This window comes from Stenotrophomonas sp. STEN035, from assembly GCF_056759935.1.
Window position 1 is genome coordinate 1 of sequence record NZ_JBRRDY010000036.1, and the last position, 25,503, is coordinate 25,503.

The window sequence follows — 25,503 nt, forward strand, 5'->3', positions numbered from 1 at the left end:
CCCCCCCCCCCGCCCCGCCCCCCCCCCCCCCCCCCCCCCCCCCCCCCCCCCCCCCCGCCCCCCCCCCCCCCCCCCCCCCCCCCCCCCCCCCCCCACACCAACAGTCCAGTCAAATGAGATTCATTCCTATTTATGGGTTATCGGCTAGAATAGGTCGGTCTCCAATCTACGAATCACGGCATGTCTTCCGCTTTTGGCGCCGAAACGGTGCTTGAAGTCCGTCACTGGACGGACGCCTACTTCAGCTTCTCCACCACCCGCGACAGCGGCTTCCGCTTCGAGAATGGCCAGTTCGTGATGATCGGGCTGGAAAACGAAAACGAAGGCGCCCGCCCGGTGATGCGTGCTTATTCCATCGCCAGTGCCAACTGGGAAGAGCAGCTGCACTTCTTCAGCATCAAGGTGCAGGAAGGTGCGTTGACTTCGCGTCTGCAGCACCTCAAGCCCGGCGACAAGGTCCTGGTCGGCAAGAAGCCTACCGGCACCTTGCTGATCAGCGATCTGCACCCCGGCAAGCACCTCTATCTGCTGGGCACCGGCACCGGCCTGGCGCCGTGGTTGAGCGTGGTCAAGGACCCCGAAACCTACGAGCGTTTCGACAAGGTGATCGTCTGCCACGGCGTGCGCTACGAGAAGGATCTGGCCTACCGCGAGTACTTCGAGCAGGAGCTGCCGAACGACGAGATCCTCGGCGACATCGTCCGTGACAAGCTGCTGTATTACCCGGCGGTCACCCGTGAGCCCTTCCCCAACCAGGGGCGCCTGACCTCGCTGATGGAAAGCGGTCAGATGCAGGAATCACTCGGCCTGCCGCAGCTGGATCCGGCCAACGACCGCTTCATGATCTGCGGCAGCCCGCAGATGCTGGCCGATCTGCGCAGCGTATTGGACGCACGCGGCTTCGAAGTCTCCACCCGCATCGGCACTCCGGGCCACTACGTGTTCGAGCGCGCCTTCGTCGAGAAGTAAGGCGTGTAGGGTGTTTACCGACCATTGGTCGCTATGAACCCAGACAATGATGGCGTAGCGTAACGGCCGGATCACACTGATCCGGCCGTTTTCAGTTCAGGGGAAAGGATTCATGGTTTCAAGCAGTTCCCGCAGCAACTTCATCGACAACCAGCGCAGCGTGCTGCTCGACGAGCTGGCGCAATGCCAGCAACGTGCCCACACCGCAAAGCAGGCGATGGGCGCTGCCTACCCCGCCGCATGCCAGGCCGCCCAGGCTATGCGTCCGGCGTTCGAAGAAGGTCTGGCGCAGGCACGCCGCAACACGCAGCAACACGGCCGCAAAGGCACCTTGGGGCCAGCGTTGAGTTTGCGCGCGACCTTGGGCAGCGGCGGCGTCCGCACCGTGGCCTGGCTGCTGCTGCTCGGCAGCCTGGCGTTGTATGGGCCGATTCGGAACTTCTGCGGCCAGCTGTCGTACACGCTGCCCTTCCCGGCCAGCACGCTGTTCCTGTTGTTCGTCTACATTCCGCCTGGCCTGCTCCTGTATGCGCTGTTGGTCTGGCTGGGCCGCAACCGTATGTCAAAGCGCAATGCCGCCGCTGGGTTGGCATCGATCGATGCGCTGGGCAAACGCCAGCTGCAGCTGCACGCCTTCGGCAAGAAGCACGACGATGGCCGCAGTCACCCCTATCCTGTCATCCGCGCGCCCGCACCCTCGGTGGAGAAGATGGGGAACAGTTGGCAGCTCGGTGACAAGCACGACAACTCCAACGCGGTGATGGTTGGCTTGAGTACTGATGTCGCCAACGACAAGGACCCCGACATCTTCATCCGCCTGCCGCTCAACGGCCACCCCGGCGGCCTTGTACGCGTCCGCGCCGAAGCGGATGAACACGCCGCGACGTGGACTCCATTGGCTGCCGAATTGGCACCGATGCTGGCACCACTGGCCCAGCCCATTCTTGACCTGCAGGCACTGAGCGCGCCGTATGAGCGCGAGTTGCAGCTGCAGCAGTCGCTGCTGACCCGGCTGGCCTCGCTGGACAAGCTGGAAGCCAACTGGAAAGACGTCGCCATCCCGGAGCAGACCCTGGAGCAGGTGATCAAGCTGGTGGACCGCTTTGCCGCCGGTACCCCGCCGCTGCCCAAGGGCATGCTGCTGTGGGGCCCTCCCGGCACCGGCAAAACCCTGATCGCACGCAAGCTGGCCGAACACGTGGACTGCAATTTCGTCGCAGTCACCATCGCCGATCTGAAGGGCGAGCACATCGGCCACACCGGCCCCAAGGTCAAGAAGATCTGGGAAGACGCGCGCAGCAAGGGCCCAACCATCCTGTTCGTTGACGAATGCGAAAGCGCCTTCGCCCGTCGTGGCAGCCGCGACACCGACAATTTCGGCAACGAGCTGGTGCAGACCTTCATCGCCGAATGGGATGGCTTCAACCAGGGCAGCGGCAACGTACTGGTGATTGGCGCCACCAATCGCCAGGAGTTGATCGATGATGCCGTGCTGTCGCGCTTCACTGTCTCCATCGAACTTGCCGCACCCAATGCCGAGGCGCGCGAGCGCATCCTGCTGGCCGAGTTCGGCAAGGCCCAGCTGGCATTGCCGGTAACCGAAGCGCTGGTGCGCGAAACCGCCGGCATGTCCGGCCGCGACCTGTCCACCCTGATCACCAGCGTGGTCTCCACCCATCCGGCCGGGCGCCCTGCACAAAGCGACTTCAGCGCCGCCATCGCGCGCCTGCGCGGCAAGAGCTCCACCTCGGTGCAGACCTTGGGCTGGGACGATGTGATCGTGCCGGCCAGCACCCGTGCCGAGTTCGAAAGCCTGGGCAAGGAGCTGCTGCATGCCGAAGAACTGGCGCGGATGAACATCCCGGTGCCACGCGGCATCCTGCTGTACGGCCCACCCGGTACCGGCAAGACCCAGATTGCGCGCGTACTGGCCAGCCAGTCCGGGCTGTCCTTCATCGCCGCCTCCTCGGCGGAGATCAAGGGCCAGTTCCTCGGCGACGGCGGCGCACGGGTCAAGCAGCTGTTCGAAAAGGCCCGTGCACAGGCGCCGTGCATCGTCTTCCTCGATGAGATCGACACCATCGCCCCGCCGCGTGGCAGCGGCAACTCGGACAAGTTGAACGCCGAGATCGTCGCCCAGCTGCTGCAGGAACTGGACGGCATCAGTACCAAACAAGGACAGGTCTTCCTGCTTGCTGCCAGCAATCATCTGGACGCCATCGACAGCGCCCTGCTGTCGCGACTGGAGCGCAAGATCCAGATCGGCCTGCCCGACGTGGACGCACGCGCGGCAATCCTGCGCCTGCAGCTGGCCGGCAAGCCCTTGGATTTTGCCGTTGAGGAAGTACTGGGCACCCTGGCAGCCGCCACCGAAGGCAGCTCCGGCCGCGACCTGCAGTCACTGGTCACCGCCGCCACCCGCCGCGCCCTGCAACGGGCCATGGCCGAACATGGCGACCCCACCAAGGTGCAGTTGCAGCAGAAGGACCTGCTGGACGAGGCGGAGACCGATCCGGTCTAAGCAAGGTTGCCCGGCGCAGTCCCGCGCCGGGCATTGCCGCACCCCGACTGACCCCGCTACCACCCCTGCTATCCCAGTGAATGTTGCGTGATGCGCAACATGCTACAATCCAGCATGATCAAGTCATTCCGCCACAAAGGGCTGCGCAAGCTCTATGAAACCGGAAGCACCGCAGGCATACAGGCAAGTCATGCGAATCGACTGCGCCTGCAGCTGGCCGCACTTGATACAGCACACACAATCGAGGACATGGATATCCCCGGATTTCGCCTGCACGCACTGAGGGGTGAGATGAAGGGGCGCTGGTCGATTGCCGTCAACGGCAACTGGCGCGTCACCTTTGAATTCAAGGATGGCAATTGCCACGTGCTGGACTACGAGGACTATCATTGATGAACATGCATAACCCACCGCATCCGGGCGCCTTCATTTCCGGCATCTATCTGGAGCCGAACAATGTCAGCGGCCGCGAACTCGCACAGGCACTTGGGGTTTCCGCCTCGACGTTGAGTCGGGTGTTGAACGGCAGCAGTCGGGTCAGCCCTGAAATGGCTTTGCGCCTATCTGTCGCCCTTGGTCGCAGCCCGGAAAGCTGGTTGGCCATGCAGGACGCGCATGATCTCTGGGTAGCCCGTCAGCACGTCGATCTCAAGACGGTAGGCCGTCTGCAGCTGGCTGCCGCATGATGGCTTTGTATAGGCCGGCGCACTGACAAGCGTCCGCGGCACCATCATTGGCTGTCGACATGGGATTTCAAACCACGGCCGATTGGGGACTATTTGCTTCTCAGCCATGCGAGCAAAACATGAATCCGCAACCACTTCTGATCCTGCTTGGTTTATCCGCTACCAACACCTGCTTTGCGGAAGACCCTCCGCCTTTCGTCAACGCGCTGATCACACAATATGAGTCAGCCTCGCCCAGCGCGAGTCCCGGCTCGATCTGGCGCTACCAGTACGGTCGGCGCACGGTGTACTTCGTACCCATGGGGCGCTGCTGTGACTTTCCGAGTGAGTTATACGAGCGAAATGGGCAACGAATCTGCTTCCCCAACGGCGGTCTGTCAGGCAGCGGAGATGGCAAATGCCGCGACTTCTTCCAGCAGCGAACTGCCGGCACCAGGATCTGGCATGACCCACGAACAGTCCCGGTAAACGAAGCACCCGTGACGGTGCGCCCATGACTCGCCGCCCGGAAGCTTCGCCAAGCAAGGCCCGCTTCTCAACTCAAACTGATCCGGCACCATTCTTCAGCCAAGCGCGGCCCGAATGTCCGCCTCCAGCGCCTCCGGGCGCGCGGTCGGCGCGTAGCGGGCAATCACCTGGCCGTTGCGACCGATCAGAAACTTGCTGAAGTTCCATTTGATAGCGGCGATGCCCAGCGCGCCACGCTTCTGCCGCTGCAGCCACTGCCATAGCGGATCAGCGTCGGCACCGTTGACCTTGAGCTTGGCCGACAAAGGGAAGCTGACCCCATAATTGATGCTGCAGAAGTCCTGGATGGCGGCGGCATCGCCCGGCTCCTGGTGGCCGAACTGGTCGCAGGGGCAGCCCAGCACCACCAGCCCTTGCGGGCCCAACTCCTGCCACAGCTGCTCCAGTCCTTCGTACTGCGGGGTGAAGCCGCATTTGGAGGCGGTATTGACGATCAGCAGCGCCTTGCCGTCAAACGCAGCCAGCGGCAGCGGACGTCCGTCCAGCGCGGTCAGCTCGAAATCGAAGGCATTTGGCATGGCGCGGCTCCTGACAGGACCGTCAGCGTACGCCATCGCGGCGCCAACGGCATGCAAGATGTGGCCTTTCAGCGCAACCATGCCATTCGACACACCCGTGCGGGCGCGCCTGCAGGTACCCTGAAAGATCAGTCTTTTTTACCGGAGTTTCCGCCTTGAACACCCGTCTCGCCCTCGCCCTTGCCGCGACCCTGGGTCTTGCCCTGCCGGCTTACAGCCAGGCCGCAACCGCTGCGACCACCCAATCGGCCCAGCAGGCCAATCCGTTCTTCGCTGAAAGCCCGCTGCCGCTGCACTACCCGCAGTTCGACAAGATCAAGGACGCCGATTTCGCGCCGGCCTTCGACGCCGGCATGGCGCAGCAGCTGCAGGAAGTGGAAGCGATCGCCAACAACCCGGCCGCGCCCACCTTTGAAAACACCCTGATCGCGCTGGAAAACAGCGGCGCCGTGCTCGACCGCGCCACCACCGTGTTCTTCTCGCTGATCGGCGCCGACACCAACGACGCACGCAAGAAGCTGCAGGGCGACTACTCGGCCAAGTTCGCCGCGCACAGCGACGCCATCAACCTCAACGGCAAGCTGTTCTCGCGCATCGAGACCCTGTACAACAACCGCGCCAACCTGGGCCTGGACGCTGAGAGCCTGCGTCTGGTCGAGAAGTACCGCGACAACTTCGTCCGCGCCGGCGCCAAGCTGGGCGACGCCGACAAGGCCAAGCTCAAGGCGATGAACGCCGAGCTGGCCAACCTGGGCACCAAGTTCAGCCAGAACGTGCTGGCCGAGGTCAACGCCTCCTTCATCGTGGTCGATGACGTCAAGCAGCTGGACGGCCTGTCCGCCGAGCAGATCGCCGCCGCTGCCGAAGCCGCCAAGGCCCGCAAGCTGGATGGCAAGTACGTCATCGCCCTGCTCAACACCACCGGCCAGCCGCCGCTGACCAACCTGGCCAACCGCGAACTGCGCCAGAAGATCTACGAGGCCTCGGTCTCGCGTGGCAGCAAGGGCGGTGAGTACGACAACACCGCACTGGTGTCGCGCATCATGACCCTGCGCGCCGAGAAGGCCGCACTGATGGGCTTCCCGAACTTCGCCACCTATTCGCTGGGCAACCAGACGGCAAAGACCCCGGAAGCAGTCAACGCGATGCTGGGCCAGCTGGCTCCGGCCGCCGTCACCAACGCCAAGCGCGAAGCCGCCGACCTGCAGGCGATGATCGACAGCGAGCAGAAGGCCGCCGGCAAGCCGACGTTCGAACTGCAGCCGTGGGACTGGGCCTTCTACAGCGAGAAGGTGCGCCAGGCCAAGTACAACTTCGACGAATCGCAGCTCAAGCCGTACTTCGAGCTGAAGAACGTGCTGGAGAACGGCGTGTTCTTCGCCGCCGGCAAGGAATTCGGTCTGAGCTTCAAGCAGCGCACCGATCTGCCGGTTTACCACGACGACGTCACCGTCTATGACGTGTTCGACGCCGATGGTAGCCAGCTGGCGATCTTCATCTTCGATCCGTATGCACGCGAATCCAAGCGTGGCGGTGCGTGGATGAACGCCTACGTGTCGCAGTCGGGCCTGACCGGCGACAAGCCGGTGGTCGCCAACCACCTCAACATCCCCAAGCCGCCGGCCGGCAAGCCGACCCTGCTGACCTGGGACGAAGTGACCACCACTTTCCACGAGTTCGGCCACGCCCTGCACGGCATGTTCTCGGACGTGAAGTACCCTTACTTCGCAGGCACCGCGGTGCCGCGTGACTTCGTCGAGTTCCCGTCGCAGGTGAACGAGATGTGGTCAGACGAGCCGACCATCCTGGCCAACTACGCCAAGCACTACCAGAACGGCTCGGCAATGCCGCAGGCTCTGCTGGACAAGGTGATCGCCGCGTCCAAGTTCAACCAGGGCTTTGCCACCACCGAGTACCTGGGCGCAGCGATGCTGGACCAGAACTGGCACCAGATCGGTGTTGGCCAGATCCCGGCACCGAAGGACGTAATGAAGTTCGAGCATGAAGCGCTGGTCAAGGACGGCATCTACTACGCGCCGGTCCCGCCGCGCTACAAGACTCCGTACTTCAGCCACATCATGGGCGGCTACTCGGCTGGCTACTACGCCTACATCTGGTCGGAAGTGCTGGATGCCAACACCCAGAAGTGGTTCCGCGAGAACGGCGGCCTGTCGCGCGCCAATGGCGACCACTTCCGCAAGACCCTGCTCTCCAAGGGCGGCAGCGTCGATGCGATGGAGCTGTTCCGCAACTTCGCCGGCCACGAGCCGCAGATCGAGCCGCTGCTTGAGAAGCGTGGTTTGACCACCGGTGCTGCTGCCAAGTAAGCAGCTACTGGTTTTGGTGGAATGAGAACGCCCGGCTTTGCCGGGCGTTTTCTTTTGCTTCGTGCGGCAGATCAAAAGCCCCCTCATCCGCCCTCCGGGCACCTTCTCCCGCAGGCGGGAGAAGGGAGTGGTCAGGCGCCGCGGGGGTCAGATGTATTGCTTGAGCTCACGCATTGCGCGGCAAGCTATCAGCTCAAGCAGCGCCTGCATTCCCTTCTCCCGCCTGCGGGAGAAGGTGCCCGGAGAGCCTGCCCCCGCGAAGGCGGGGGGCGGATGAGGGGGCTTTGTGCTTCTGGCTTTGTGCTTCTGGCTTTGTGCTTCTGGCTTTGTGCTTCTGGCTCTGTGCTTCTGGCTTCTGGCTTCTGGCTTCGGACTTCGTTCAACCAGCATCCGGTCAGCAAAAAATCCGACCCAGCCTTACCGCCCCCGCTCCACAATCACCGTAGCGGTCATGCCATTGGCCAACACAACACCTTTCGCAACCGAGCCCGCATCCAGCTTGATCCGTACCGGAATCCGCTGCGCCAAGCGCACCCAGTTGTAGGTCGGATTCACATTCGCAAGCAGATCACTGCCAGTCGGACTATCCGCATCGGTAATACCATGCGAAATACTTTCGATGTGCCCGTGCAGCTCCTGCCCGCTCATCAACTGCACGCGCGTGCCATCACCCACATGCAACTGCGCCAGCTTGGTCTCTTCAAAATAGCCGTAGACCCAGAACGAATCGGTGTCGATCACCGCCAGCTTGGCCGCACCAGCTGTGGCGTAATCGCCCTGTCGCACTTCGAGGTTGGTGACATAACCATCCACCGGCGCGCGCACCTGGGTGCGCTCCAGATTCAACTCCGCCGTATCCAAAGCCGCCTGCGCCTGCTCCACCGCCGCCAGTGCCTGTTGCTGCGAGGCACTGGCCTGCTGCCGGCTGGCCTGCGCCTGTGCCACCCCGGCGCGCGCTGCCTGCACAGCACTGAACGCATCGGTGCGCGCCTCTTCGGAAATCAAACTGCTGGTGATGCGTTGGCGTCGCTCGTACTGCTGTTGGTAGCGACTTGCATTGGCACTCTGCTGTGCAGCGCCGGCCGCCGCGACCTGGATGCTGGCGCCTGCCGCACGCGCTGATGCCTGTGCCGCAGCCAGGTTGCCGCGTGCCTGATTCAAAGCATTCTGGTAGCGCGCCGGATCAATCTGGTAGAGCACATCACCACGCTTCACCAACTGGTTGTCGCGCACCGCTACCGCGCTCACCGGCCCGGAGACATCTGGTGCCACCCGTACCACCTCGGCGCGCAGACGACCTTCACGGGTCCAAGGCGAATACATGTAATGACGCCACATCGCCATCGCGATAAAGGCTGCAATCACCACCATCACGGCAGTGATGGAGAAACGAAGAATGGATTGGACTTTGGGGGTCATGGAAGATTCTCAGAACAGCAGCAGGCCGAAGCCACCAAACAGGCAGATGAAGATCGCGGTGCGGAACAAGGCTGGGTGCCAGACATTGCGGTACCAACCACGACGACCAGCCAGCGTGTCCAGTCCCCACAGCACGATGCAGACCACAACAAACAACAACAGCAAGCCCGGAAACAGGGTTCCCGCAAATGCGATTTCAATTGGCATGGCGAGCCGCCTCCAGGCGTGAATCAAGTGGCGTGATATAGGTCGCCATCACCGAGCTGTCATCCACCATCGCCAGGCGCACCAAGCGCAGGTGCAGCAGCACGCGTGCTGCGACGCCGCCGTCCTTGGCCTGACTGCGGGCAAGCGCAATGGCGGCAGTCAGTACGCTGTCGGCACGTTGCCAAGCCTGTGCGCTGGGTGCTGCGAAGAAGTCGGCCAGCACCAACACCACCTCGTCCACACATTGGTGCAACTGCGTCGATGCCGGCTCATGGGCCACATCCTGACGCAGATGGATCAGCGCACGGCCAGTTTCGTTGACCGCCAAGGCCCAGGCCAATTGCATGCGTGATTCCTCACTGCCCGCTGCGGTGTGAGCGACGATCTGATGCAACAGGTCGCTGTTGGAACTTTCGAAACGATGCTGCAGGCCACTTAGCGGCGCCTGCGCAGCCATACCCACCTGCGCACGCAGGCCGGCCATCTGCCGACGGCGCAACCAGGCCGTGCCCACCAGCGGTGGCATCAACGCGAAGCTCAGCACCGCCGCTCCCATCGCGATCATCTGCGAGGTGCCTTCGTTGAAGAAACGCACCGGGTCGAAGGTGTGCACGCCGGTAATAGCCAGGATGTTGACCAGCCCCATCGTGTAACCCAGGCCGAACACCGCCAGCTTGGGCCGGCTGACCATATACGGACCGACCATGAAAAACGGCAGCAAGCCAGCAACCAACAAGGTGAAGCCCTCCATCCGGGTCAGCACCATGTAGTCGCAGACGTAAGCTGCAAGCACACCAACCAGATAGCCCCAGGCCACTTTACTGGTCATCTGCGCAGCGTTTGGCATGGTGGCAAACAGGCCGGAAAAGATCGTCGCCAGCAGCATCACATTGACCGCCATCGCCCAGCCGCTGGCGGCCCACAGCGCCCCTAGCAGCAACATGGTGATGGCAGTGCGGGCGAACGCCACCGCGGCACCGAGATAGTCATTGCCGCGGATGAAATGGGCACGTGCGTCCTCTTCGGTCGGTGCGACCTGCAGGGTCAGCTGTCGACGTGCATGAACGTACTGCGCAAGCTCCTTCACGAAGCGCCGCAACAACTGTACACCCACATCGAAGTCCTCTACCTGCGCTGCAGCGCTCAGTTGCCTGCGCAACTGGGCAGCACGCGTCGCCACGTTTCCACGCATCTCGTGGATCTGCTCGGCCAGTTGCGCGGGCGACTGCTCGCTCGACTGCAGGGCCGCGCCCAGCGGCTGATACAGCGCCTGCAAGGCCTGGCCGGCAGCCGGGTCTGGCTGACGTAGCATACGATTGATCAGATGGTGCAGGGACTGGAAACTGGTCGATGCAGCCATGAAGCGCTGGTTGAAGCGCTGCAGATGCGCGCTGCGTGCGCGCGCTTCACTGTCCTCGAAGATCACCGAACTGCGCAGGTCTTCCAACGCAACCGCATCCCGCACCACGCGTAGATGCGCCTGCTCCATCCGCTCGCGTGGCACTTCGCCAAGCAGCGCGCCGCGCGTGAAACCAAGGAAATTTTCGTACTGATTGTTCACCGCTGTACGCAAGGTGTCGCGCAGGCGCACTGGAAATATCGTGTCGCTGATCACCGCGGTCACCAGCAAGCCCAGCAGTACTTCGCTGATGCGTGCCACCGCCGAGTCGAAGACCTGCCCTGGGTGGGTGGAGATCACCGGCAAGGCGATGATGGCAGCGGTATAGCCGGCCAGCACGAAGGCATAGGATTTGAAGTTGCGATGCAAAGTGGCCCCGGCGGTACAGCCGGCGATCCACAGCGCCATCAACAGCAGGAACGGCTCGCGCTGTTGCGGAAACAAGCCCACGATCAACAGCGCACCGGCCGCACCTGCAAAGGTGCCAAGTACCCGGTAGAACGCCTTGGCCAGCACCATCCCGCTTTGCCGGTGCATGACGATGACCGTGGTCATCATCGCCGTGCCCGGCTGCGGCAACTGCAGGCGCATCGCCAGCCAGCCGGTGAGGAAGAATGCTACGGTCGTTCGCAGCACGAACAACCAGGTATCGGCCTCGCCCTTGAGGAAGCCGGGCATGCCTGCGTACCAAGGCTCTGCAAGTTGCGGGCTTGTTGATGTCGGGATTGCTGACATGACGTACTCAGCCCGCCTCAATGCCGTCCAGCATCTTTTTCAGCAGGCGCTCGAGCTGGTGCTGCTCATTCTCGTCCAGGCCCTGCACCTGCATGACCAACAGCTCCGCCATCTTCGGCAACAGCTTCTGTATGCAGGCAAGACCGGCAGCGGTCAGGTGCAGCCCCAACTTGCGCCGGTCATTGGTGTCCGGAATACGCTCCAGCAGGCCCTTGTTGCAGAGCTGATCGGTGAGCCGGGTGATGTTGGCCGACTTCTCGGTCGCCGCTTCAGCCAACTCCGACGGGGTCAACGGGTGCCCCGGGGTGCCGTACAACATCATCAGGATGTTGTATTCGGCGTGGCTGAGGTCGAAATCACGCAGCACTGCATTGGCGCGATCATGGACCGTCTTGTAGATGCCCTTGACCAGGCGCACCAGTACCGCCGGTTCACGCGGAAACCCGGGCCAGCGGGCGCAGGTGGCATCAATCCGGGTTTCAGTCGCGTCGAAGCTGCTCATGGGCTATCCGGCTCATCCAAGAATGAGGCAGATAATACACATATGTAATATAAACTTATAAAACAGTTTTGCGGTTACAGCGTTCCACGTTCAGCGTGGCGCCAGATAACCTTCCCGAACCCCGCGCGGTGACAGCAACAACTGCCACAACTGCGAGTGGCGGGTACGGAAGCTCGCCATCGACGCGGCCAGGTAGAAACGCCACATGCGCCGGAAGCGCTCATCGTAACGCGCGTCCAGATGCTCCCAGGCCGCCTCCACGTTGTCGCGCCAGGCCTGCAGGGTGCGGTCGTAGTCGGTGCCGAAGTTGTGCCAGTCCTCCAGCACGAACAGCCCTTCCATCGCATGGGTGATCTGCGCCGCCGACGGCAGCATGGAGTTGGGGAAGATGTACTTGGCGATCCACGGATCGGTGCGGTCGCGGCTGATGTTGGTGCCGATGCTGTGCAGCAGGAACAGGCCCTGCTCGCCCAGGCAGCGCCGGGCAACCTCGAAGTAGCTGCGATAGTTCTTGACCCCGACATGCTCGAACATGCCCACCGAGAATACGGCGTCGAAGTGTTCGTCCAGCTCGCGGTAGTCCTGCAGGCGTATTTCGACCGGCAGACCGGCACACAGTTCACGGGCAAATGCGGCCTGCTCCTGCGAGATGGTCACGCCCACCCCCTGCACGCCATAGCGCTCGGCGGCGAACTTCAGTGCTTCGCCCCAACCACAGCCGATATCCAGCACGCGCATCCCCGGCTGCAGGCCGAGCTTGCGGCAGATCAGTTCGAGCTTGGCTTCCTGCGCATCATCCAGCGTGCTGGCATTGCGCCAGTATCCGCAGCTGTAGACCAGCCGCTTGCCCAACATGGCCCGGTAAAGGTCGTTGCCCAGGTCGTAATGCCGCTTGCCAACCTCGTAGCTGCCCTGCCCGCTCTGCAGGTTGAACAGCTTGGCCTTGAGCGCGTCCCAGACTTCGCCGCTGCCGTGCACGCGTTCGTCCAGTCGCGCATCCAGCAGGTGGGTGAGCAGGCCATCCAGCGAATGCGCCTGCCACCAGCCTTCCATGTAGCTCTCGCCCAGACCGAGCGAGCCTTCGGCCAGCACCCGCGCATAAAAGCGCGGGTCGAGGATTTCCAGGTCCTGCGGCCGGTCACCGCCAGGGATGATATCGGCCTCCTGCAGCAGTGCTTCCACACGTCGTTGCAGCCCTGCATCCATCACTGACCTCCTGTGTTTCAGGGGCGCGCGAACAGCCCCTGGTAAGCCGCCGCCACATGCGGCAACAGCACCGCTGCCGGCACATCCACCGTCTGCGTGCCATCCGAGTACGGCCCCACCTGATAGGGCGGGAACACGAAGCGCAGTGCCGATATCTTGCCCCCCGCGTCCAGCACCGGCTGGAACTGGCCGAAGTTGGTGGCGTCGGCGGTGGTGCCTTCGTCGATCATCTTGGACAGATTGCGGACCTGGGCCTGCTGCTCCTCTGGCGACATGTCCTCGCCCTGGGCGCGCACCGTAGCCTGCTCCAGCAGCTTGTCCTCGGTGAAATCACTGATCGCTTGCCAGCCCTTGACCGAGGTGATCAGGTCTTCGGCCTTGAGCAACTGCTGCTGCTCGGGCAGCCATACAAAACGGGCTACCAGCGGCTGGCCGTGGGCGCCACCGGTGTAGCTGCTGCCATCAGCGGAAACCGCTACAACCGCAGGCGATTCCACCAGCATGTCGAAGGCCAGTGACAGTTCATACGGGGCGGTGGGCTTGTCATTGCCCAGCTCGGACACCGACTTCAACAGGTCAGCCTTGGCATGGCCTGCATAGTCGCTCAGCGCATTGGCCAGACCCGGGTACTTGGCGGCTGCCGGCGGGTAGCTGATACCAATGACATAGCTTGGGGTGTTTTCAATCACATCGCGCAGATCAGCTGCCGCAGGTGCGACCGCAACCGGTGCCTGCACCGGTTCCGCGGCCGGTGCGACCGGCGCACCTTGCTCATCCTGCTTGCAACCAGCCAATGCCAGCAGCAACACCGCTGCGGCAGACGATCCCCGTACCAACCTGTTCATGCCCTTTCATCCCTTGGAGGTGTGTGCGGCCGCCCGGTCGGGCTTGGCCATGCCAGCGAATTATCCCAGCAGGTCTGCATATTCGCCATGGCGTTGCATGAAAGTCGCGGCATAGGCGCAGGCCGGTATCACCTTCCAGCCAGCTGCACGCGCATGCTCCAGCGCGAAGCGGGTCAGCGCTGCGGCAATGCCGCGGCCGCCGATGGCCTCGGGCACCCCGGTATGGGTGATGACCATGACGCCGTCGTCCAGCTCGTAATCCAGCACGGCGCGCTGGCCATCGACCAGGGTCTGGAAGCGGCTTGCGACAGCGTCATGTTCGATCCCTGGAACTGGCGGTTTATTCAAGGTCATGGCTACTCCTGCGGAACGCGGTGTTTTTGGTGAAAGCGACGTGATGACACGTGCTGCCGGTCGGAAGCGCCACTTTGCGTCACTTTCCGACATCGGCGCCGGCAACGCCACCGCAATCAAAGCATGGACTGTGTCTCAAAAGCTGGCACGGGATTTGCTGCGTATACCCTCAAACGACAAACAGCAGCCAAGGTGTCCCATGTTCGACAACGACCGCACGATGCAGATCCCGTCCAACGACCATGACTCCACCCTGCTGGAGGGCCTGTTCCAGCTGGCCGTCGCTGGCGACACCAGCGGCTGGGAATTCAAGAAGATCGACAGCGAAGTCTATTCGCGTCTGCTCGACAGCTACGCCGCCTGAGTCAGCTGCAAGCGTTCGCGCGCGAGGCGCAGCTGCCGTAAACGAAGCGGGGCCGCGACGACACGATGCGCGCGGCCCCTTGCATGAGGGGCGACACAGCCCCTCAGCTCCCTCTCCGTCGATCAGAAGCGGAAAGTAGGGTTCATCAGACTCTGCAGGAAGTGCTGCAGCAGTTCCGGCTCCATGATCAGCATGAACATCACACCGAACGCGGCGCCGGCCAGGTGTGCGCTGTGATTGACGTTGTCCTTGCCCTTCTTGTCCATCCAGATGCTGTAGCCGACATAGAACACGGCGTACAAAATGGCCGGCGCCGGGATGAACATGATCAGGATCAGCTTCCACGGCGCGATCAGGATGTAGGCAAACAGCACTGCCGACACCGCTCCCGAAGCGCCCAGGCTCAGATAGTTCGGGTTCTTCTGGTTCTTCAGGTAGGTCGGCAGTATCGATACCACCAGCGCCGCCAGGTAGAACAACGGGTAGACCCACCATTGCCCGGTGATCCCGAGCATGATGACTTCGATCGAGCGGCCGAAGAAGTACAGGGTCACCATGTTGAACAACAGGTGCCCGAAGTCAGCATGGATGAACCCATAGGTCACCAGCCGGTCGTACTGCTTGTGCTTGTCGATGGCCGGCGGCCACAGGATCAGCCGGTCAGCCAACTTGCGGTTGTTGAACGCCATCCACGAAACAAGCGCGGTGATGGCGATCAGGATCAGGGTTATCGGTCCTTGCATGTGTTCAAACCGCCCGGTAGTTGTCGACCATCTTGTAACGGCGCGCGTAGATTCCAAATGCCAGTGCGGCAATGAACGCAAAACCAGCAAAGAAGAACATCAGGAACGCCGTCTCGCTCAAGCCGGTGCTGGCAATACGATCAGTGACCGCATGGTTGCGCACCGCCGCGTTGGACAGCAGCACCCACAGATTACCGATGGTTGTGGTCAGGTTCCAGAAGCTCATCACCACACCCTTCATGGATGCCGGTGCCTGGCTATAGGCAAACTCCAGACCGGTCGCCGAAACCAGCACTTCGCCGAAGGTCAGCAGCGCATACGGCAGCACCTGCCAGAAGATCGACATCGCATCGCCGCCGTCCATGACCACCTGGATGCCACCCACAACGATCCAGGCCAGGCCACTGAAGGCGATACCGGCAGTCATCCGCCGCAGCGCGGTTGGCTCGAAGCCAAAGCGACGCAGCGCCGGGTACAGCACCAGATTGTTGAACGGGATCAGGATCATCACCAGCAGCGGGTTGAGCGCCTGCATCTGCGAGGCGGTGAACCAGCTGGGCATGCTCATCTGCTGGCCCTGCAGCACCCAGGTCGAGGCTTTCTGGTCGAACAGGGAGAAGAACGGCGTGGTCAGGGCGAAGATTACCAGCACCTTCATTACCGAACGTACGCCTTCAACAGCCGACTCCGGGTGCACGCCACGGGCGCGGTCCAGCTGCAGCATGGTGCCGCCGCCAATACCGGCCAGCACCGAAACCAGCGCCAGACACAGGCAGATCACGATGCCCAAGGCGGGCACCAGCGCGAACGAAGCCAGCGCCAGCACCACGCCCAGCACCGCCACCACCAGGCCCATGCGGCCTTGGCCCGGCGCCTGCGCCAGCAGCGCGGTCCGGATCACGTTGGCGAAGGAGTGCGGGTCCTTGGGCGGCAGCGGCACCAGCACATAGCGTTTACGGCCGAGCCAGAACACGAAGGTGGCCACGAACATCAGGATGCCGGGGATACCGAAAGCCCATTGCGGGCCAAGATTCTTCAGCGCAAGCGGGATCAACAGCGAGGCGAACAGCGAGCCGAAATTGATGATCCAGTAGAAGGCGTCAAACACGATCTTGGCCAGGTGCTTGTTGCCCTGATCGAACTGGTCACCCATGAACGAAGCGACCAGCGGTTTGATGCCACCGGCGCCCAGTGCGATCAGCCCCAAGCCAAGGAAGAAGCCCTGGCGGTTGCCCTCGAACAGCGCCAGGCACAGATGGCCAACGCAGTAGATCAGGCTGAACCAGAGAATGGTGTGGTACTTGCCGAAGAAGCGGTCAGCCAGCCAACCTCCGAGCAGCGGGAAGAAATACACGCCGATCATGAAGCTGTGCATGATGTCTTTGGCTTCGCCGGCACGGCCCTCGGCGGTGATCTCCTGCAACAGCAGCGAGGTGATCAGGAACTGCACCAGGATGTTGCGCATCCCGTAGAAGCTGAAACGTTCGCACGCCTCATTGCCGATGATGTAGCCGATCTGGCGCGGCATCTTTGCCTTGGGGTTCGGGGCTGTTGCCACGTCGTTGGTCGTCATCTGCGGGCGATCCGTGAATACAAAGGTTGCAAGCGTAACGCATCAGGCCGCCCGCCAGACCGGTTCGGACCAGCAAAACACCTACCGCCCATACCGGCAAAACCTCAGCTCATACGCCTGCACGCCCCTTCGACGCAGTAAGCATTAGGATGACAGTCCCTCATTTCGAGGCGTTGCAATGCTGCGCTGGGGTTGTTTTGGACTGTTGGTCCTGTCATTTGGCGTCATGGCCGAGCCGGTGTTGCCGGTCATCAAGGTAGCCAACCTGCGTCTCCCCGACAGTGGTGAGATCTGGAGCAGCCAGCGCGAGCGGATCGCCGCGCTGATGCAGGATCTTCGGCCGGATGTGATCGTGGTACAGGACGTCCGCCAATTGGCCAGCGCCCCTAACCCCGCCTGCTGGCTGGGTACCCGCCTTAAATACAGCTGCGACTTCATCAGTGCCGACCGCCCCAGCCAACCAGTGCGGCGTGGCAATGCGGTGTTGACCCGCCTGCAGGCACAGCAGGACGGCATCACCCTTCTGCACGGTGACGATGCCCCCACGGCCGCCGGCATGCAGCGCCTGCAGTTGCAGCAGGCGCTGCTGAACATCTACGCCGCCAGTATGTGCCCCAGCGACAACAGCTCGGTCGCGCGCGGCCACCAGGCTGCCGACCTGCGCTCATGGATGGACGCCACCGCTGATGGCCTGCCGTCGCTGATCATCGGTGACTTTGCCGCGCCAACCGAGGAATTGGTGCGCCAGCTGCCGGGCTATCAGCCCGCGCGCAGGAACCCCTCCACCCGTCACGGCGAAGCCCGCCTGTCTGCCGACACCCAGCATGGTATGGACGTGCTGTACCAGGTCCGTAGCTTTGCCGATATCACCCAGCAGGCAATCCAGCTACCGGCCAGCGATGCGCAGCCAGCAAGCGAGCCGCTGGGCATGATGGCGACGCTGCGGATTACCCGGATTCCAGCGAGCGTTGACGCTGAGAAGCCCTGAAGCGGCGCCGCAGCGGTAGTCGTTTGTGGGAGCGGCGTAAGCCGCGAAGCAGATGCATCATCAGATCACAAAGGTGCCAAGGGTTCGAGCAACATCAGCCTCGCGGCTTACACCGCTCCCACAAAAGGGGGTCATGCTGCGGCCGAACACCCCCGAAACAACAGAGGCCGGGCAATGCCCGGCCTCTGCGGCAACGGCGACCACTTGGGCCACCGCTTCATGTCACTGCACTCAGGCAATGGCTTCCTGGTAGCGACGCTCGACTTCCTTCCAGTTGATCAGGCTGTAGAAGGTTTCGATGAACTCGGCGCGACGGTTCTGGAACTTCAGATAGTAGGCGTGCTCCCACACGTCGATGGTCAGCACCGGGGTGCGGCCTTCCATCAGCGGGCTTTCCTGGTTGGAGCTCTTCTCCACCAGCAGCTTCTTGTCGGCGGTGACGCTCAGCCATGCCCAGCCGGAACCGAACTGAGTCAGTGCGGCCTTGGTGAAGGCTTCCTTGAACTTGTCGAAGCCACCCAGCTGCTCGTCGATGGCCTTGGCCAGCGCGCCGCTCGGGGTGCCACCGGCATTCGGGGCGATCACGTCCCAGAACAGCGAGTGGTTGCCGTGGCCGCCGCCCTGGTTGCGCACGCCCTGCTGCAGGTTTTCCGGCAGGGTCTTGACCTTGCGCAGCAGCTCATCGACCGGCAGGTCGGCGTACTCGGTGCCTTCGACCAGTGCATTGAGGTTGTTGACGTAGGTCTGGTGGTGCTTGGAGTAGTGGATCTCGACCGTGGCCGCATCCATGTACGGTTCCAGCGCGTCGTAAGCGTAAGGCAGCTTGGGCAGGGTATAGGCCATCACAAATCTCCTTGGGTATATGCCTGGGGTCTGTGCCCGGAGAACCCGGGCGATGCAGATACAGCAGTGAATGGTAGGCAGGAACGTCCAACTTACCAAGACCGATGTAAAGGAAACTTTGTCCCGCAATCGGAATCGACACGATTTCAGGGCTGTGCGTCGTCATTGTTATCGGCCTGTGAACCACGCTGCAGGCATCACGCATGAATCGCCCGTTCAACAAAATCCGGCTGACAGCGTGATAATCATTCCCCTTTCTTCGATTGATCGCCTGCCCTGATGCGCAAGCCCTACCTTCTGGTTATAGCCGTGGTCCTGCTGGTTGCCGGCCTATGGGGCATGCGCGTTGCGCAGCAACCACCGCCGCCGCAGTTCGCGCCCTCATTGGGCGCGGACCTTGGCGCTGGAAGCGATCCGCAAATTGCGGCAGAAGCGCAATCCCGCGCGGCCACACCTCGCGATCCGCTACCGGCCTTCCTGCCGCCCGAAGCACGCGAGACCATCGCCCTGATCCAGCGCGGCGGGCCCTACCCGCATCGCCAGGACGGCAGCACCTTCGGCAACCGCGAGCGCCAGCTGCCGCAGCGCCCGCGCGGCTATTACCGCGAATACACCGTGGATACACCCGGGCTGAGCCATCGTGGTGCCAAGCGCATCGTTACCGGCGGCGACCCGCCGGATGCCTGGTATTACACCGACGACCATTACGAGAGCTTCCGCAGCTTTGAAGTCCCCGCCAGGAGTACGCCATGAGTGACAGCGGTTTCGATATGGGCCTGGAAGATGTCAGCCAGGCCGGCGTCTACGGTGTCGGCGATGGCGACCTTGGTGGCTTGGCGGCGGTCGCACGCGATGCCGGGCTGCGCGTGTGCAGAATCGACCTGGAAGGTTGCGCCGACAAGCGCACCTTGTTGATGCGACTCGGTACCCAGCTCGACTTCCCCGCCGGTTGGAGCCGCAACTGGGATGCGCTGTCCGATGGCCTGCGTGACCTGTCCTGGTTACCGGCCAACGGCTATGCCTTGCTGTTCAGTGACGCCAACGACCTGCGCCAGGGCAGCCCGGCGGATTTCGATACCTTGCTGGATGTGCTGTCCGAAGCATCGGCCAGTTGGGCCGAGAACAACGTGGCGTTCTGGGCCTTTATGGAACTGCCCGGCGGTGGTGAAGAGGCAGGCGACGAGGACGAGGAAGCGTGATCCTCAGCGGGTGCTCTGCAGCCATTGCGCCAGACCGCCCAACTGCTGCGCTTGGACCTTGTCCACCACCGGCGCCAGCACACCGAGATCATCCGGGCTGTAGCCACCTGCGCGATAGCGCCATGTCACCCGGGTAGCTGCGCCTTCGGCCTGCAGCGTCCACTCGGCAACGCCATGCAGGCCCATGCCCTGCATCGGCCCAAGTGCGCCGCTCATGCGCAGGGTTTTCTCCGGATCGACGAACACTACCTGCAGGTGCTGCGCCTGCTGCGCGTCTGCAATCTCACAGAAGCAGCCACCGGCGCGGGCATCGATGGACAACCTTGCGGCCTTGCCCCACCAGCTGTGGTCTTTTGGCCACCAATGGTCGATATCGGCGGTCATCGCCTGCCAGACGCGCGTTGGCGAGGCTGCGATCAGGGCGCTGTTCTCAACGGTGAAGCCTGCGACTGTGGCGTCTTTGACTTCAGCGTGTGCGGGCAAGGCGAAGGCTGTTGCGAGCAGCAGGAGCGTAGTGAGTCTGCGGGACATGGCTGCTGCTCATGGTGAATGACATGAGCATGCGCGGAGCATGGTTGGGCCGCAAGCGTTGGGTTCATGGCGAAGAGTCCCCCTCCCCAGCCCTCCCCTACGCCTTCGCCGCAAGGGAGGGAGCGAAGCGTTGAGCCCTTCGTTTTGGTTCGCGCCCGGACCCTCCCGTGTGCCGAGCAGCTGAGCCCTCCCTTTCGCGCAGCGAAGGGGAGGCTTGGGAGGGGTGCTTTTGATCTTCGCCAAATACGCGACGGCACGGATACAGCGAGAAGCCCCCTCCCCAACCCTCCCCTGCGCCTGAGGTGCAAGGGAGGGAGCAGAGCATCAGCCCAAGCCAGCCGAAACCGGCCCCTTCAGCTCGATGGTGTTGCCGTCGGGGTCCCTGAAGTACAACAACAGCCCGTCCCCTTCAGCACCGAAATTCACCTCGGCAGCCGCCAACGGCGTTGCGCCGTGCAGGGATAGATACGCAACCAATTCCGTCTCATCGAAAGGCTCAATGCGCAGGCACAGATGATCAACATTGCGCGCTTCCGCTCCCGGTCCGGCACCGCCGCGGGCACCCAACGCGCCATCCAGACTGATCAGGTCGATCATCGAAGCGCCGGCACGCAGATGCACCAAGCCAAGATGGTCGCGTCGTCGCACCACCTCGCAGCCCAGCACCGTTGAATAGAAAGCAATGCTGCGCTCCAGGTCGCGGACCCGGAACACCACATGATCGATACGCTCAACCTCAAACGGTCTTCTCATCATCACCTCGCAGCATCCATGGACACATCCTGCCGTCCTCGACGAGGACGGCAGGTGAAGCAAGGCGCAGACCGTCAGAACCAGTTCAGGCGTCCAGTTCCTGCCAACGAGCGTAGGCGGCATCCAGCTCGGCCTGCACCTTGGTCAGCTGCTGCGTGTGTGCAGTGACTTCGGCACTGCTGCGCGTGTAGAACGAGGGATCGTTCATTGCCGAGGTCAGGCCTTCCACGTCCAGTTCCAGCTTCTCGATCTTCGCCGGCAGTTGCTCCAGTTCGCGCGCATCCTTGAAGCTCAGCTTGCGCTTGGGCGCGGCTTCAGCAACCGGCGCGGCAGCCACAGCAGCAGGTGCCGCCGTCGCCGAGGCCTTGGCCACCGCCATCGCGGTCTGGGTCGGTGCTGGCCGCTGGCGCAGCGAGTCGCTATAGCCGCCGATGTAATCACCGACTTTGCCTTCGCCTTCCAGCACCAGCGTGGAGGTCACCACGTTGTCGAGGAAGTCACGGTCATGGCTGACCAGCAACAAGGTGCCGGTGTAGTCGGCGAGCAGCTCTTCCAGCAGCTCCAGGGTTTCCACGTCCAGGTCGTTGGTCGGTTCGTCCATCACCAGCAGGTTGGACGGCTGCGCGAACAGCTTGGCCAGCAACAGGCGGTTGCGCTCGCCGCCGGACAGGCGGGTGATCGGCGCGCGTGCGCGTTCCGGGGTGAACAGGAAGTCCTGCAAGTAGGCATGCACGTGCTTGCGCTTGCCGTTGAGATCGATGAAGTCCGCGCCTTCGGCCACGTTCTCGATCGCACTCCAATCCTCGCGCAAGGTGGCGCGGTACTGGTCGAAATAGGCGATCTGCAGGTTGGTGCCCTGGCGCACTTCGCCGCTGTCCGGCTGCAGTTCGCCCAGCAGCAGTTTCAGCAAAGTGGTCTTGCCGCTGCCGTTGGGGCCGATCAAACCGATGCGATCACCGCGCAGGATGGTGGTTTCGAAATCCTTGACCATCACCCGCTCGCCGAACGAGAAGGAGATGTTCTTGATGTCGATAACCTTCTTGCCGGAGTTCTCGGCACCGGCCGCTTCCAGCTTGACGTTGCCACCGAGCTCACGGCGCTGGCTGCGCTCGTTGCGCATCGCCTTGAGCCGGCGCACGCGGCCTTCGTCGCGGGTACGGCGGGCCTTGATGCCCTGCCGGATCCACACTTCTTCCTGCGCCAGCAGCTTGTCGAAGCGGGCGTTTTCCTGCGCCTGCGCGTTGAGGCGCTCTTCGCGACGGCGCTCGTAGTTGTCCCAGTCACCCGGCCAGCTGGTCACCTGGCCGCGATCGATCTCGACGATGCGGGTGGCCAGGGCACGCAGGAAACGGCGGTCATGGGTTACAAACACCACGCAGCCGTTCCAGCCCTTGAGGAAGGTTTCCAGCCAATCGATGGCTTCGATGTCCAGGTGGTTGGTCGGCTCGTCGAGCAGCAGTACGTCGGGGCCGGCGACCAGCGCACGCGCCAGCAGCACGCGACGCTTCATGCCGCCGGACAGACGGCCGAATTCGGCATCGCCATCCAGATCGAGCTTGGTCAGGGTTTCCTCGACGCGCTGGTCCAGACCCCAGCCATCGGCGGCGTCGATCTTGGCCTGCACATTGCCCATGGCCTCGCCATCGAAGACTTCGGCGTGGCTCAGGCGATGGAACTCGGCCAGCCAGTGGCCGAGCTCGCCGAGGCCATCGGCGACCACGTCGAACACGCTGCCGGCAGCGCCATGCGGCACTTCCTGCTCGAGTCGGGTGACGCGCACGCCCTGCTGCACGCGCACCTCGCCGTCGTCGGGCTTGAGCTCGCCAGCCATCAGCTTCATGAGAGTGGATTTGCCGGCGCCGTTGCGGCCGATCAAGGCGATACGCTCGCCAGTCTCGATCGACAGTTCGGCTTTTTCCAGCAACAACGGGCCGCCGACGCTGTAGTCGACGTTCTGCAAGGTAATCAAAGGCATGGGCGTATTGTACGGGCTCTGGCGGCCGACCGCGCTCAATCGTCGCTAAACACATCCGCCGGCAGGCCGAGCAGCTGGCGCAGGCTGGCCGGAATCCGCTTGCCGGGGTGCCGCACCGCCCAGAGCTGACGCTGCAATGGCGGCAAGGGCGTCGCCAGCACCTGCAGCTTGCCCAGCGTCACCAGGTCGGCCACCGCATGCCGCGACAGGCAGGCCAGGCCCAGCCCGGCCACCGCACCCTGCTTGATCGCCTCGGTGCCCCCCAGTTGCAGCACCTCGGCAAACCCATGCAGATGCGGCAACAAGGCCTGCTCGGCAGCCTCACGGGTGCCTGAACCGGGCTCGCGCAGCAGCCAGCGCGCCTGCCGCAACATCGCCAGATCCGCTCCGTTCCTGAACTGCGTGGCCAGCGGATGGCGTTCGCCAAACACCACCACCAGCTCGTCCTGCTGCCAGTGCGCCACTTCCAGGCCCGGCTCGTGGCTTGGCCCTTCGATCAAGCCGACATCCACTTCCAGCCGCTGCACTGCGGTGGTGACCTCGCGGGTATTGCCGATCACCAGTTCGACATGGGCATGTGGATTGGAAGCCTGCAGGTCGGCGATACGTGCCGGCATCAGGTAGTTGCCGATGGTGGTGCTGGCGCCGACCTGCCAACGCACGGCGGCGCCGGTCTGGCTGTCGGCACGGAACCGTCGCTCGATATCGGTCATACCCGCGAGCAGGGCCCGCGCCTGTGGCAGCAAGGCCCGGCCATGGCCATTCAGCACCAGCCTGCGGCCAATCCGATCAAACAAGGCCAGCCCAAGCAGGTTTTCCAGTTCGACCAGCGCGGCACTGACAGCCGATTGCGACAAGCCCAGCAATTCGCCCGCCGCCGTCGTGGTACCGGCTTCGGCGATGCCGGAGAAGATCTGCAATTGGCGCAAGGAGAGATGCATGATCTATCTCAAAAATCGGTTGATTCAACCAATATTATCCGTTTTACAGGTAATAACCTCGGGTGCAGCATGGGCTATCTTCTAATAACCCAACGTTATGAACACCTCGACCCAAGGGCTTACCTCAATGCCCCTTTCCCGCCTCCCCGGCCTGCTGCTGACGGCCACCGTCGCCGGCCTGTCGATCTGGCTGGGCACCTTGCCATGGATGCAGAGCCACGGCATCAGCGCGCTGACCCTGGCCATCGTCATCGGCATCGTGCTGGGCAACACGGTCTATCGCAGCCTGGCCACGCGCGCCGACGCTGGCGTTGGTTTTTCCAAGGCCACCCTGCTGCGCGCCGGCATCATTCTCTATGGCCTGCGCCTGACCCTGCAGGATATCGGCCAGGTCGGCGTTGCTGGCGTGGCGATCGATGCGCTGGTGCTGTGCTCGACCTTCGGCCTTGCCTGGTGGCTTGGCACCAGGCTGCTGGGCATGGACCGCAATTCGGCGCTGCTGATCGGCGCTGGCAGTTCGATCTGTGGCGCCGCCGCGGTGATGGCTGCCGAGCCGGTGATCAAGGGCCGCGCCGAACAGGTTGCGGTCGCCGTGGCCACGGTGGTGGTGTTCGGCACCGTAGCGATGTTCCTGTACCCGCTGTTGTATCAGTGGGGCGTGTCTGCGGGCTGGATGCCGTTGGATGAGACCGCGTTCGGCGTGTTCACCGGCTCTACCGTGCATGAAGTTGCGCAGGTGGTGGCTGCTGGCCGTGCGGTCAGTGAGCCTGCCGCCGATGCTGCCGTCATCACCAAGATGGTGCGGGTGATGATGCTGGCACCGTTCCTGGTCGGTCTGTCTGCATTGCTGGCCCGTGGCCAGAGCCGCACCAACGGAGAACGTTCGAAGATCACGATTCCCTGGTTTGCGTTTGGCTTCATCGCGATGGTTGGTTTCAACTCGCTGCAGTTGCTGCCGGCTGAGCTGGTGAAGGTGTTGGTCGACCTGGACACCGTGCTGCTGGCGATGGCAATGGCTGCGTTGGGCCTGACCACGCATGCTTCGGCACTGCGTCAGGCCGGTGCCAAGCCGATGCTGTTGGCTTTGCTGCTGTTCGTCTGGTTGTTGGCTGGCGGGATGCTGATCAATCTGGGGGTGCGGGCGGTTTTGGGCTGAGACGCTGTTGGGAAAGCCCCTGCCGAGCATGGCTCGGCACTACAGGATCGGGACCGCGACGGCTATAGCCCCTCTCCCGCGTGCGGGGGGAGAGAGCCCGCTTGCGAACCATTGGTTCGCGGTCGATCGAGCGCCTTTGCGCCAGCGCAAAGGCCGGGGCGCGGAGCGGGGGGCGGGGTGAGGGCAGCTTTTCGCTTGTAAGACCCCTGCCGAGCATGGCT

Annotated in this window: 26 protein-coding genes; 11 read left to right on the top strand and 15 right to left on the bottom strand. The window is 63.1% G+C overall.

The features are described 5' to 3' along the window. Positions 1–180: 180 nt before the first annotated feature. From ACVOLL_RS16920 to ACVOLL_RS16940, 5 genes are all read left to right on the top strand, one after another. Entirely contained in the window at positions 181–969 is a 789-nt protein-coding gene (locus ACVOLL_RS16920; protein ID WP_481513947.1) for a ferredoxin--NADP reductase, read from the top strand. A 112-nt stretch (positions 970–1,081) separates the two neighbouring features. Then, positions 1,082–3,490, top strand: coding sequence for an AAA family ATPase (locus tag ACVOLL_RS16925; RefSeq protein WP_481513948.1), 2,409 nt, complete (start codon positions 1,082–1,084; stop codon positions 3,488–3,490). Positions 3,491–3,604: 114 nt separating this feature from the next. Beyond that, the gene (locus tag ACVOLL_RS16930) at positions 3,605–3,883 is read left to right on the top strand and encodes a type II toxin-antitoxin system RelE/ParE family toxin (RefSeq protein ID WP_296246580.1); all 279 of its coding nucleotides are present in this window, start codon (positions 3,605–3,607) and stop codon (positions 3,881–3,883) included. Beyond that, the gene (locus tag ACVOLL_RS16935; RefSeq protein WP_481513949.1) at positions 3,883–4,176 is read left to right on the top strand and encodes a HigA family addiction module antitoxin; all 294 of its coding nucleotides are present in this window, start codon (positions 3,883–3,885) and stop codon (positions 4,174–4,176) included. The genes ACVOLL_RS16930 and ACVOLL_RS16935 overlap by 1 nt, the downstream gene beginning before the upstream one ends. Positions 4,177–4,295: 119 nt before the next feature. Next, positions 4,296–4,673 carry a DUF6970 domain-containing protein gene (locus tag ACVOLL_RS16940; RefSeq protein WP_481513950.1) on the top strand — a complete coding sequence of 126 codons (378 nt, stop codon included), beginning with the start codon at positions 4,296–4,298 and terminating at the stop codon, positions 4,671–4,673. A 66-nt stretch (positions 4,674–4,739) separates the two neighbouring features. On the opposite strand, the gene ACVOLL_RS16945 is transcribed toward ACVOLL_RS16940, so the two are convergent. After that, on the bottom strand, positions 4,740–5,222 hold the full coding sequence (locus tag ACVOLL_RS16945; protein WP_481513951.1) for a glutathione peroxidase: 483 nt from the start codon (positions 5,220–5,222) through the stop codon (positions 4,740–4,742). 155 nt (positions 5,223–5,377) lie between these two features. Between ACVOLL_RS16945 and ACVOLL_RS16950 the strand changes: the two genes are divergently transcribed. Next, positions 5,378–7,549: a M3 family metallopeptidase gene (locus tag ACVOLL_RS16950; protein WP_481513952.1), complete on the top strand. Its 2,172-nt coding sequence runs from the start codon at positions 5,378–5,380 to the stop codon at positions 7,547–7,549. A gap of 417 nt (positions 7,550–7,966) precedes the next feature. On the opposite strand, the gene ACVOLL_RS16955 is transcribed toward ACVOLL_RS16950, so the two are convergent. The 7 genes from ACVOLL_RS16955 to ACVOLL_RS16985 all read right to left on the bottom strand — a co-directional run bounded on the left by ACVOLL_RS16955 (position 7,967) and on the right by ACVOLL_RS16985 (position 14,216). Continuing rightward, positions 7,967–8,968 (bottom strand): HlyD family secretion protein, encoded by a 1,002-nt coding sequence (locus tag ACVOLL_RS16955; RefSeq protein ID WP_481513953.1) that lies wholly within the window; start codon positions 8,966–8,968, stop codon positions 7,967–7,969. A 9-nt stretch (positions 8,969–8,977) separates the two neighbouring features. Continuing rightward, a complete protein-coding gene (locus ACVOLL_RS16960) occupies positions 8,978–9,175 on the bottom strand; it encodes a DUF1656 domain-containing protein (RefSeq protein WP_481513954.1) in 198 nt (65 codons plus the stop codon). Next, positions 9,165–11,252: an FUSC family protein gene (locus ACVOLL_RS16965; RefSeq protein ID WP_481513955.1), complete on the bottom strand. Its 2,088-nt coding sequence runs from the start codon at positions 11,250–11,252 to the stop codon at positions 9,165–9,167. The genes ACVOLL_RS16960 and ACVOLL_RS16965 overlap by 11 nt, the downstream gene beginning before the upstream one ends. A 64-nt stretch (positions 11,253–11,316) precedes the next feature. Continuing rightward, positions 11,317–11,811, bottom strand: a complete 495-nt coding sequence (locus ACVOLL_RS16970) for a MarR family winged helix-turn-helix transcriptional regulator (RefSeq protein ID WP_481513956.1) — start codon at positions 11,809–11,811, stop codon at positions 11,317–11,319. Between the two features lie 90 nt (positions 11,812–11,901). Continuing rightward, positions 11,902–13,017: a cyclopropane fatty acyl phospholipid synthase gene (gene cfa / locus ACVOLL_RS16975; RefSeq protein ID WP_481513957.1), complete on the bottom strand. Its 1,116-nt coding sequence runs from the start codon at positions 13,015–13,017 to the stop codon at positions 11,902–11,904. Between the two features lie 17 nt (positions 13,018–13,034). Beyond that, entirely contained in the window at positions 13,035–13,862 is an 828-nt protein-coding gene (locus ACVOLL_RS16980; protein ID WP_481513958.1) for a DUF3298 and DUF4163 domain-containing protein, read from the bottom strand. 60 nt (positions 13,863–13,922) lie between these two features. Continuing rightward, positions 13,923–14,216 (bottom strand): GNAT family N-acetyltransferase, encoded by a 294-nt coding sequence (locus ACVOLL_RS16985; RefSeq protein ID WP_481513959.1) that lies wholly within the window; start codon positions 14,214–14,216, stop codon positions 13,923–13,925. A 199-nt stretch (positions 14,217–14,415) separates the two neighbouring features. Between ACVOLL_RS16985 and ACVOLL_RS16990 the strand changes: the two genes are divergently transcribed. Continuing rightward, positions 14,416–14,580: a hypothetical protein gene (locus ACVOLL_RS16990; RefSeq protein ID WP_481508433.1), complete on the top strand. Its 165-nt coding sequence runs from the start codon at positions 14,416–14,418 to the stop codon at positions 14,578–14,580. Positions 14,581–14,702: 122 nt separating this feature from the next. Here the strand turns inward: ACVOLL_RS16990 and ACVOLL_RS16995 are convergent, their stop codons facing one another. Then, positions 14,703–15,323 carry a rhomboid family intramembrane serine protease gene (locus tag ACVOLL_RS16995; protein WP_481513960.1) on the bottom strand — a complete coding sequence of 207 codons (621 nt, stop codon included), beginning with the start codon at positions 15,321–15,323 and terminating at the stop codon, positions 14,703–14,705. 4 nt (positions 15,324–15,327) lie between these two features. Next, positions 15,328–16,896: a POT-type proton-dependent oligopeptide transporter gene (locus ACVOLL_RS17000; protein WP_481513961.1), complete on the bottom strand. Its 1,569-nt coding sequence runs from the start codon at positions 16,894–16,896 to the stop codon at positions 15,328–15,330. A gap of 178 nt (positions 16,897–17,074) precedes the next feature. On the opposite strand from ACVOLL_RS17000, the gene ACVOLL_RS17005 reads away from it, so the two are divergent. Continuing rightward, positions 17,075–17,884: an endonuclease/exonuclease/phosphatase family protein gene (locus ACVOLL_RS17005; RefSeq protein ID WP_481513962.1), complete on the top strand. Its 810-nt coding sequence runs from the start codon at positions 17,075–17,077 to the stop codon at positions 17,882–17,884. Between the two features lie 231 nt (positions 17,885–18,115). Here the strand turns inward: ACVOLL_RS17005 and ACVOLL_RS17010 are convergent, their stop codons facing one another. Then, the gene (locus ACVOLL_RS17010; protein ID WP_481513963.1) at positions 18,116–18,727 is read right to left on the bottom strand and encodes a superoxide dismutase; all 612 of its coding nucleotides are present in this window, start codon (positions 18,725–18,727) and stop codon (positions 18,116–18,118) included. Between the two features lie 279 nt (positions 18,728–19,006). On the opposite strand from ACVOLL_RS17010, the gene ACVOLL_RS17015 reads away from it, so the two are divergent. Continuing rightward, on the top strand, positions 19,007–19,480 hold the full coding sequence (locus ACVOLL_RS17015) for a guanyl-specific ribonuclease (RefSeq protein WP_481513964.1): 474 nt from the start codon (positions 19,007–19,009) through the stop codon (positions 19,478–19,480). Beyond that, positions 19,477–19,926 carry a barstar family protein gene (locus ACVOLL_RS17020; RefSeq protein WP_481513965.1) on the top strand — a complete coding sequence of 150 codons (450 nt, stop codon included), beginning with the start codon at positions 19,477–19,479 and terminating at the stop codon, positions 19,924–19,926. The genes ACVOLL_RS17015 and ACVOLL_RS17020 overlap by 4 nt, the downstream gene beginning before the upstream one ends. Positions 19,927–19,929: 3 nt before the next feature. On the opposite strand, the gene ACVOLL_RS17025 is transcribed toward ACVOLL_RS17020, so the two are convergent. From ACVOLL_RS17025 to ACVOLL_RS17040, 4 genes are all read right to left on the bottom strand, one after another. Further along, entirely contained in the window at positions 19,930–20,457 is a 528-nt protein-coding gene (locus tag ACVOLL_RS17025; RefSeq protein WP_481513966.1) for an SRPBCC family protein, read from the bottom strand. A gap of 324 nt (positions 20,458–20,781) precedes the next feature. Continuing rightward, positions 20,782–21,210 carry a VOC family protein gene (locus ACVOLL_RS17030; protein ID WP_481513967.1) on the bottom strand — a complete coding sequence of 143 codons (429 nt, stop codon included), beginning with the start codon at positions 21,208–21,210 and terminating at the stop codon, positions 20,782–20,784. A gap of 85 nt (positions 21,211–21,295) precedes the next feature. Further along, positions 21,296–23,185: an ATP-binding cassette domain-containing protein gene (locus ACVOLL_RS17035; protein ID WP_481513968.1), complete on the bottom strand. Its 1,890-nt coding sequence runs from the start codon at positions 23,183–23,185 to the stop codon at positions 21,296–21,298. A 35-nt stretch (positions 23,186–23,220) separates the two neighbouring features. Further along, positions 23,221–24,126: a LysR family transcriptional regulator gene (locus tag ACVOLL_RS17040; RefSeq protein WP_481513969.1), complete on the bottom strand. Its 906-nt coding sequence runs from the start codon at positions 24,124–24,126 to the stop codon at positions 23,221–23,223. Between the two features lie 127 nt (positions 24,127–24,253). Between ACVOLL_RS17040 and ACVOLL_RS17045 the strand changes: the two genes are divergently transcribed. Further along, positions 24,254–25,282 (top strand): YeiH family protein, encoded by a 1,029-nt coding sequence (locus ACVOLL_RS17045; RefSeq protein ID WP_481513970.1) that lies wholly within the window; start codon positions 24,254–24,256, stop codon positions 25,280–25,282. Positions 25,283–25,503: the final 221 nt, after the last annotated feature.

Coding starts and splice junctions, on each gene's coding strand:
- ACVOLL_RS16920 (WP_481513947.1), top strand. CDS start 181: ATGTCTTCCGCTTTTGGCGCCGAAACGGTGCTTGAAGTCCGTCACTGG.
- ACVOLL_RS16925 (WP_481513948.1), top strand. CDS start 1,082: ATGGTTTCAAGCAGTTCCCGCAGCAACTTCATCGACAACCAGCGCAGC.
- ACVOLL_RS16930 (WP_296246580.1), top strand. CDS start 3,605: ATGATCAAGTCATTCCGCCACAAAGGGCTGCGCAAGCTCTATGAAACC.
- ACVOLL_RS16935 (WP_481513949.1), top strand. CDS start 3,883: ATGAACATGCATAACCCACCGCATCCGGGCGCCTTCATTTCCGGCATC.
- ACVOLL_RS16940 (WP_481513950.1), top strand. CDS start 4,296: ATGAATCCGCAACCACTTCTGATCCTGCTTGGTTTATCCGCTACCAAC.
- ACVOLL_RS16945 (WP_481513951.1), bottom strand. CDS start 5,222: ATGCCAAATGCCTTCGATTTCGAGCTGACCGCGCTGGACGGACGTCCG.
- ACVOLL_RS16955 (WP_481513953.1), bottom strand. CDS start 8,968: ATGACCCCCAAAGTCCAATCCATTCTTCGTTTCTCCATCACTGCCGTG.
- ACVOLL_RS16960 (WP_481513954.1), bottom strand. CDS start 9,175: ATGCCAATTGAAATCGCATTTGCGGGAACCCTGTTTCCGGGCTTGCTG.
- ACVOLL_RS16965 (WP_481513955.1), bottom strand. CDS start 11,252: ATGCCCGGCTTCCTCAAGGGCGAGGCCGATACCTGGTTGTTCGTGCTG.
- ACVOLL_RS16970 (WP_481513956.1), bottom strand. CDS start 11,811: ATGAGCAGCTTCGACGCGACTGAAACCCGGATTGATGCCACCTGCGCC.
- cfa (WP_481513957.1), bottom strand. CDS start 13,017: ATGGATGCAGGGCTGCAACGACGTGTGGAAGCACTGCTGCAGGAGGCC.
- ACVOLL_RS16980 (WP_481513958.1), bottom strand. CDS start 13,862: ATGAACAGGTTGGTACGGGGATCGTCTGCCGCAGCGGTGTTGCTGCTG.
- ACVOLL_RS16985 (WP_481513959.1), bottom strand. CDS start 14,216: ATGACCTTGAATAAACCGCCAGTTCCAGGGATCGAACATGACGCTGTC.
- ACVOLL_RS16990 (WP_481508433.1), top strand. CDS start 14,416: ATGTTCGACAACGACCGCACGATGCAGATCCCGTCCAACGACCATGAC.
- ACVOLL_RS16995 (WP_481513960.1), bottom strand. CDS start 15,323: ATGCAAGGACCGATAACCCTGATCCTGATCGCCATCACCGCGCTTGTT.
- ACVOLL_RS17000 (WP_481513961.1), bottom strand. CDS start 16,896: ATGACGACCAACGACGTGGCAACAGCCCCGAACCCCAAGGCAAAGATG.
- ACVOLL_RS17005 (WP_481513962.1), top strand. CDS start 17,075: ATGCTGCGCTGGGGTTGTTTTGGACTGTTGGTCCTGTCATTTGGCGTC.
- ACVOLL_RS17010 (WP_481513963.1), bottom strand. CDS start 18,727: ATGGCCTATACCCTGCCCAAGCTGCCTTACGCTTACGACGCGCTGGAA.
- ACVOLL_RS17015 (WP_481513964.1), top strand. CDS start 19,007: ATGCGCAAGCCCTACCTTCTGGTTATAGCCGTGGTCCTGCTGGTTGCC.
- ACVOLL_RS17020 (WP_481513965.1), top strand. CDS start 19,477: ATGAGTGACAGCGGTTTCGATATGGGCCTGGAAGATGTCAGCCAGGCC.
- ACVOLL_RS17025 (WP_481513966.1), bottom strand. CDS start 20,457: ATGTCCCGCAGACTCACTACGCTCCTGCTGCTCGCAACAGCCTTCGCC.
- ACVOLL_RS17030 (WP_481513967.1), bottom strand. CDS start 21,210: ATGAGAAGACCGTTTGAGGTTGAGCGTATCGATCATGTGGTGTTCCGG.
- ACVOLL_RS17035 (WP_481513968.1), bottom strand. CDS start 23,185: ATGCCTTTGATTACCTTGCAGAACGTCGACTACAGCGTCGGCGGCCCG.
- ACVOLL_RS17040 (WP_481513969.1), bottom strand. CDS start 24,126: ATGCATCTCTCCTTGCGCCAATTGCAGATCTTCTCCGGCATCGCCGAA.
- ACVOLL_RS17045 (WP_481513970.1), top strand. CDS start 24,254: ATGCCCCTTTCCCGCCTCCCCGGCCTGCTGCTGACGGCCACCGTCGCC.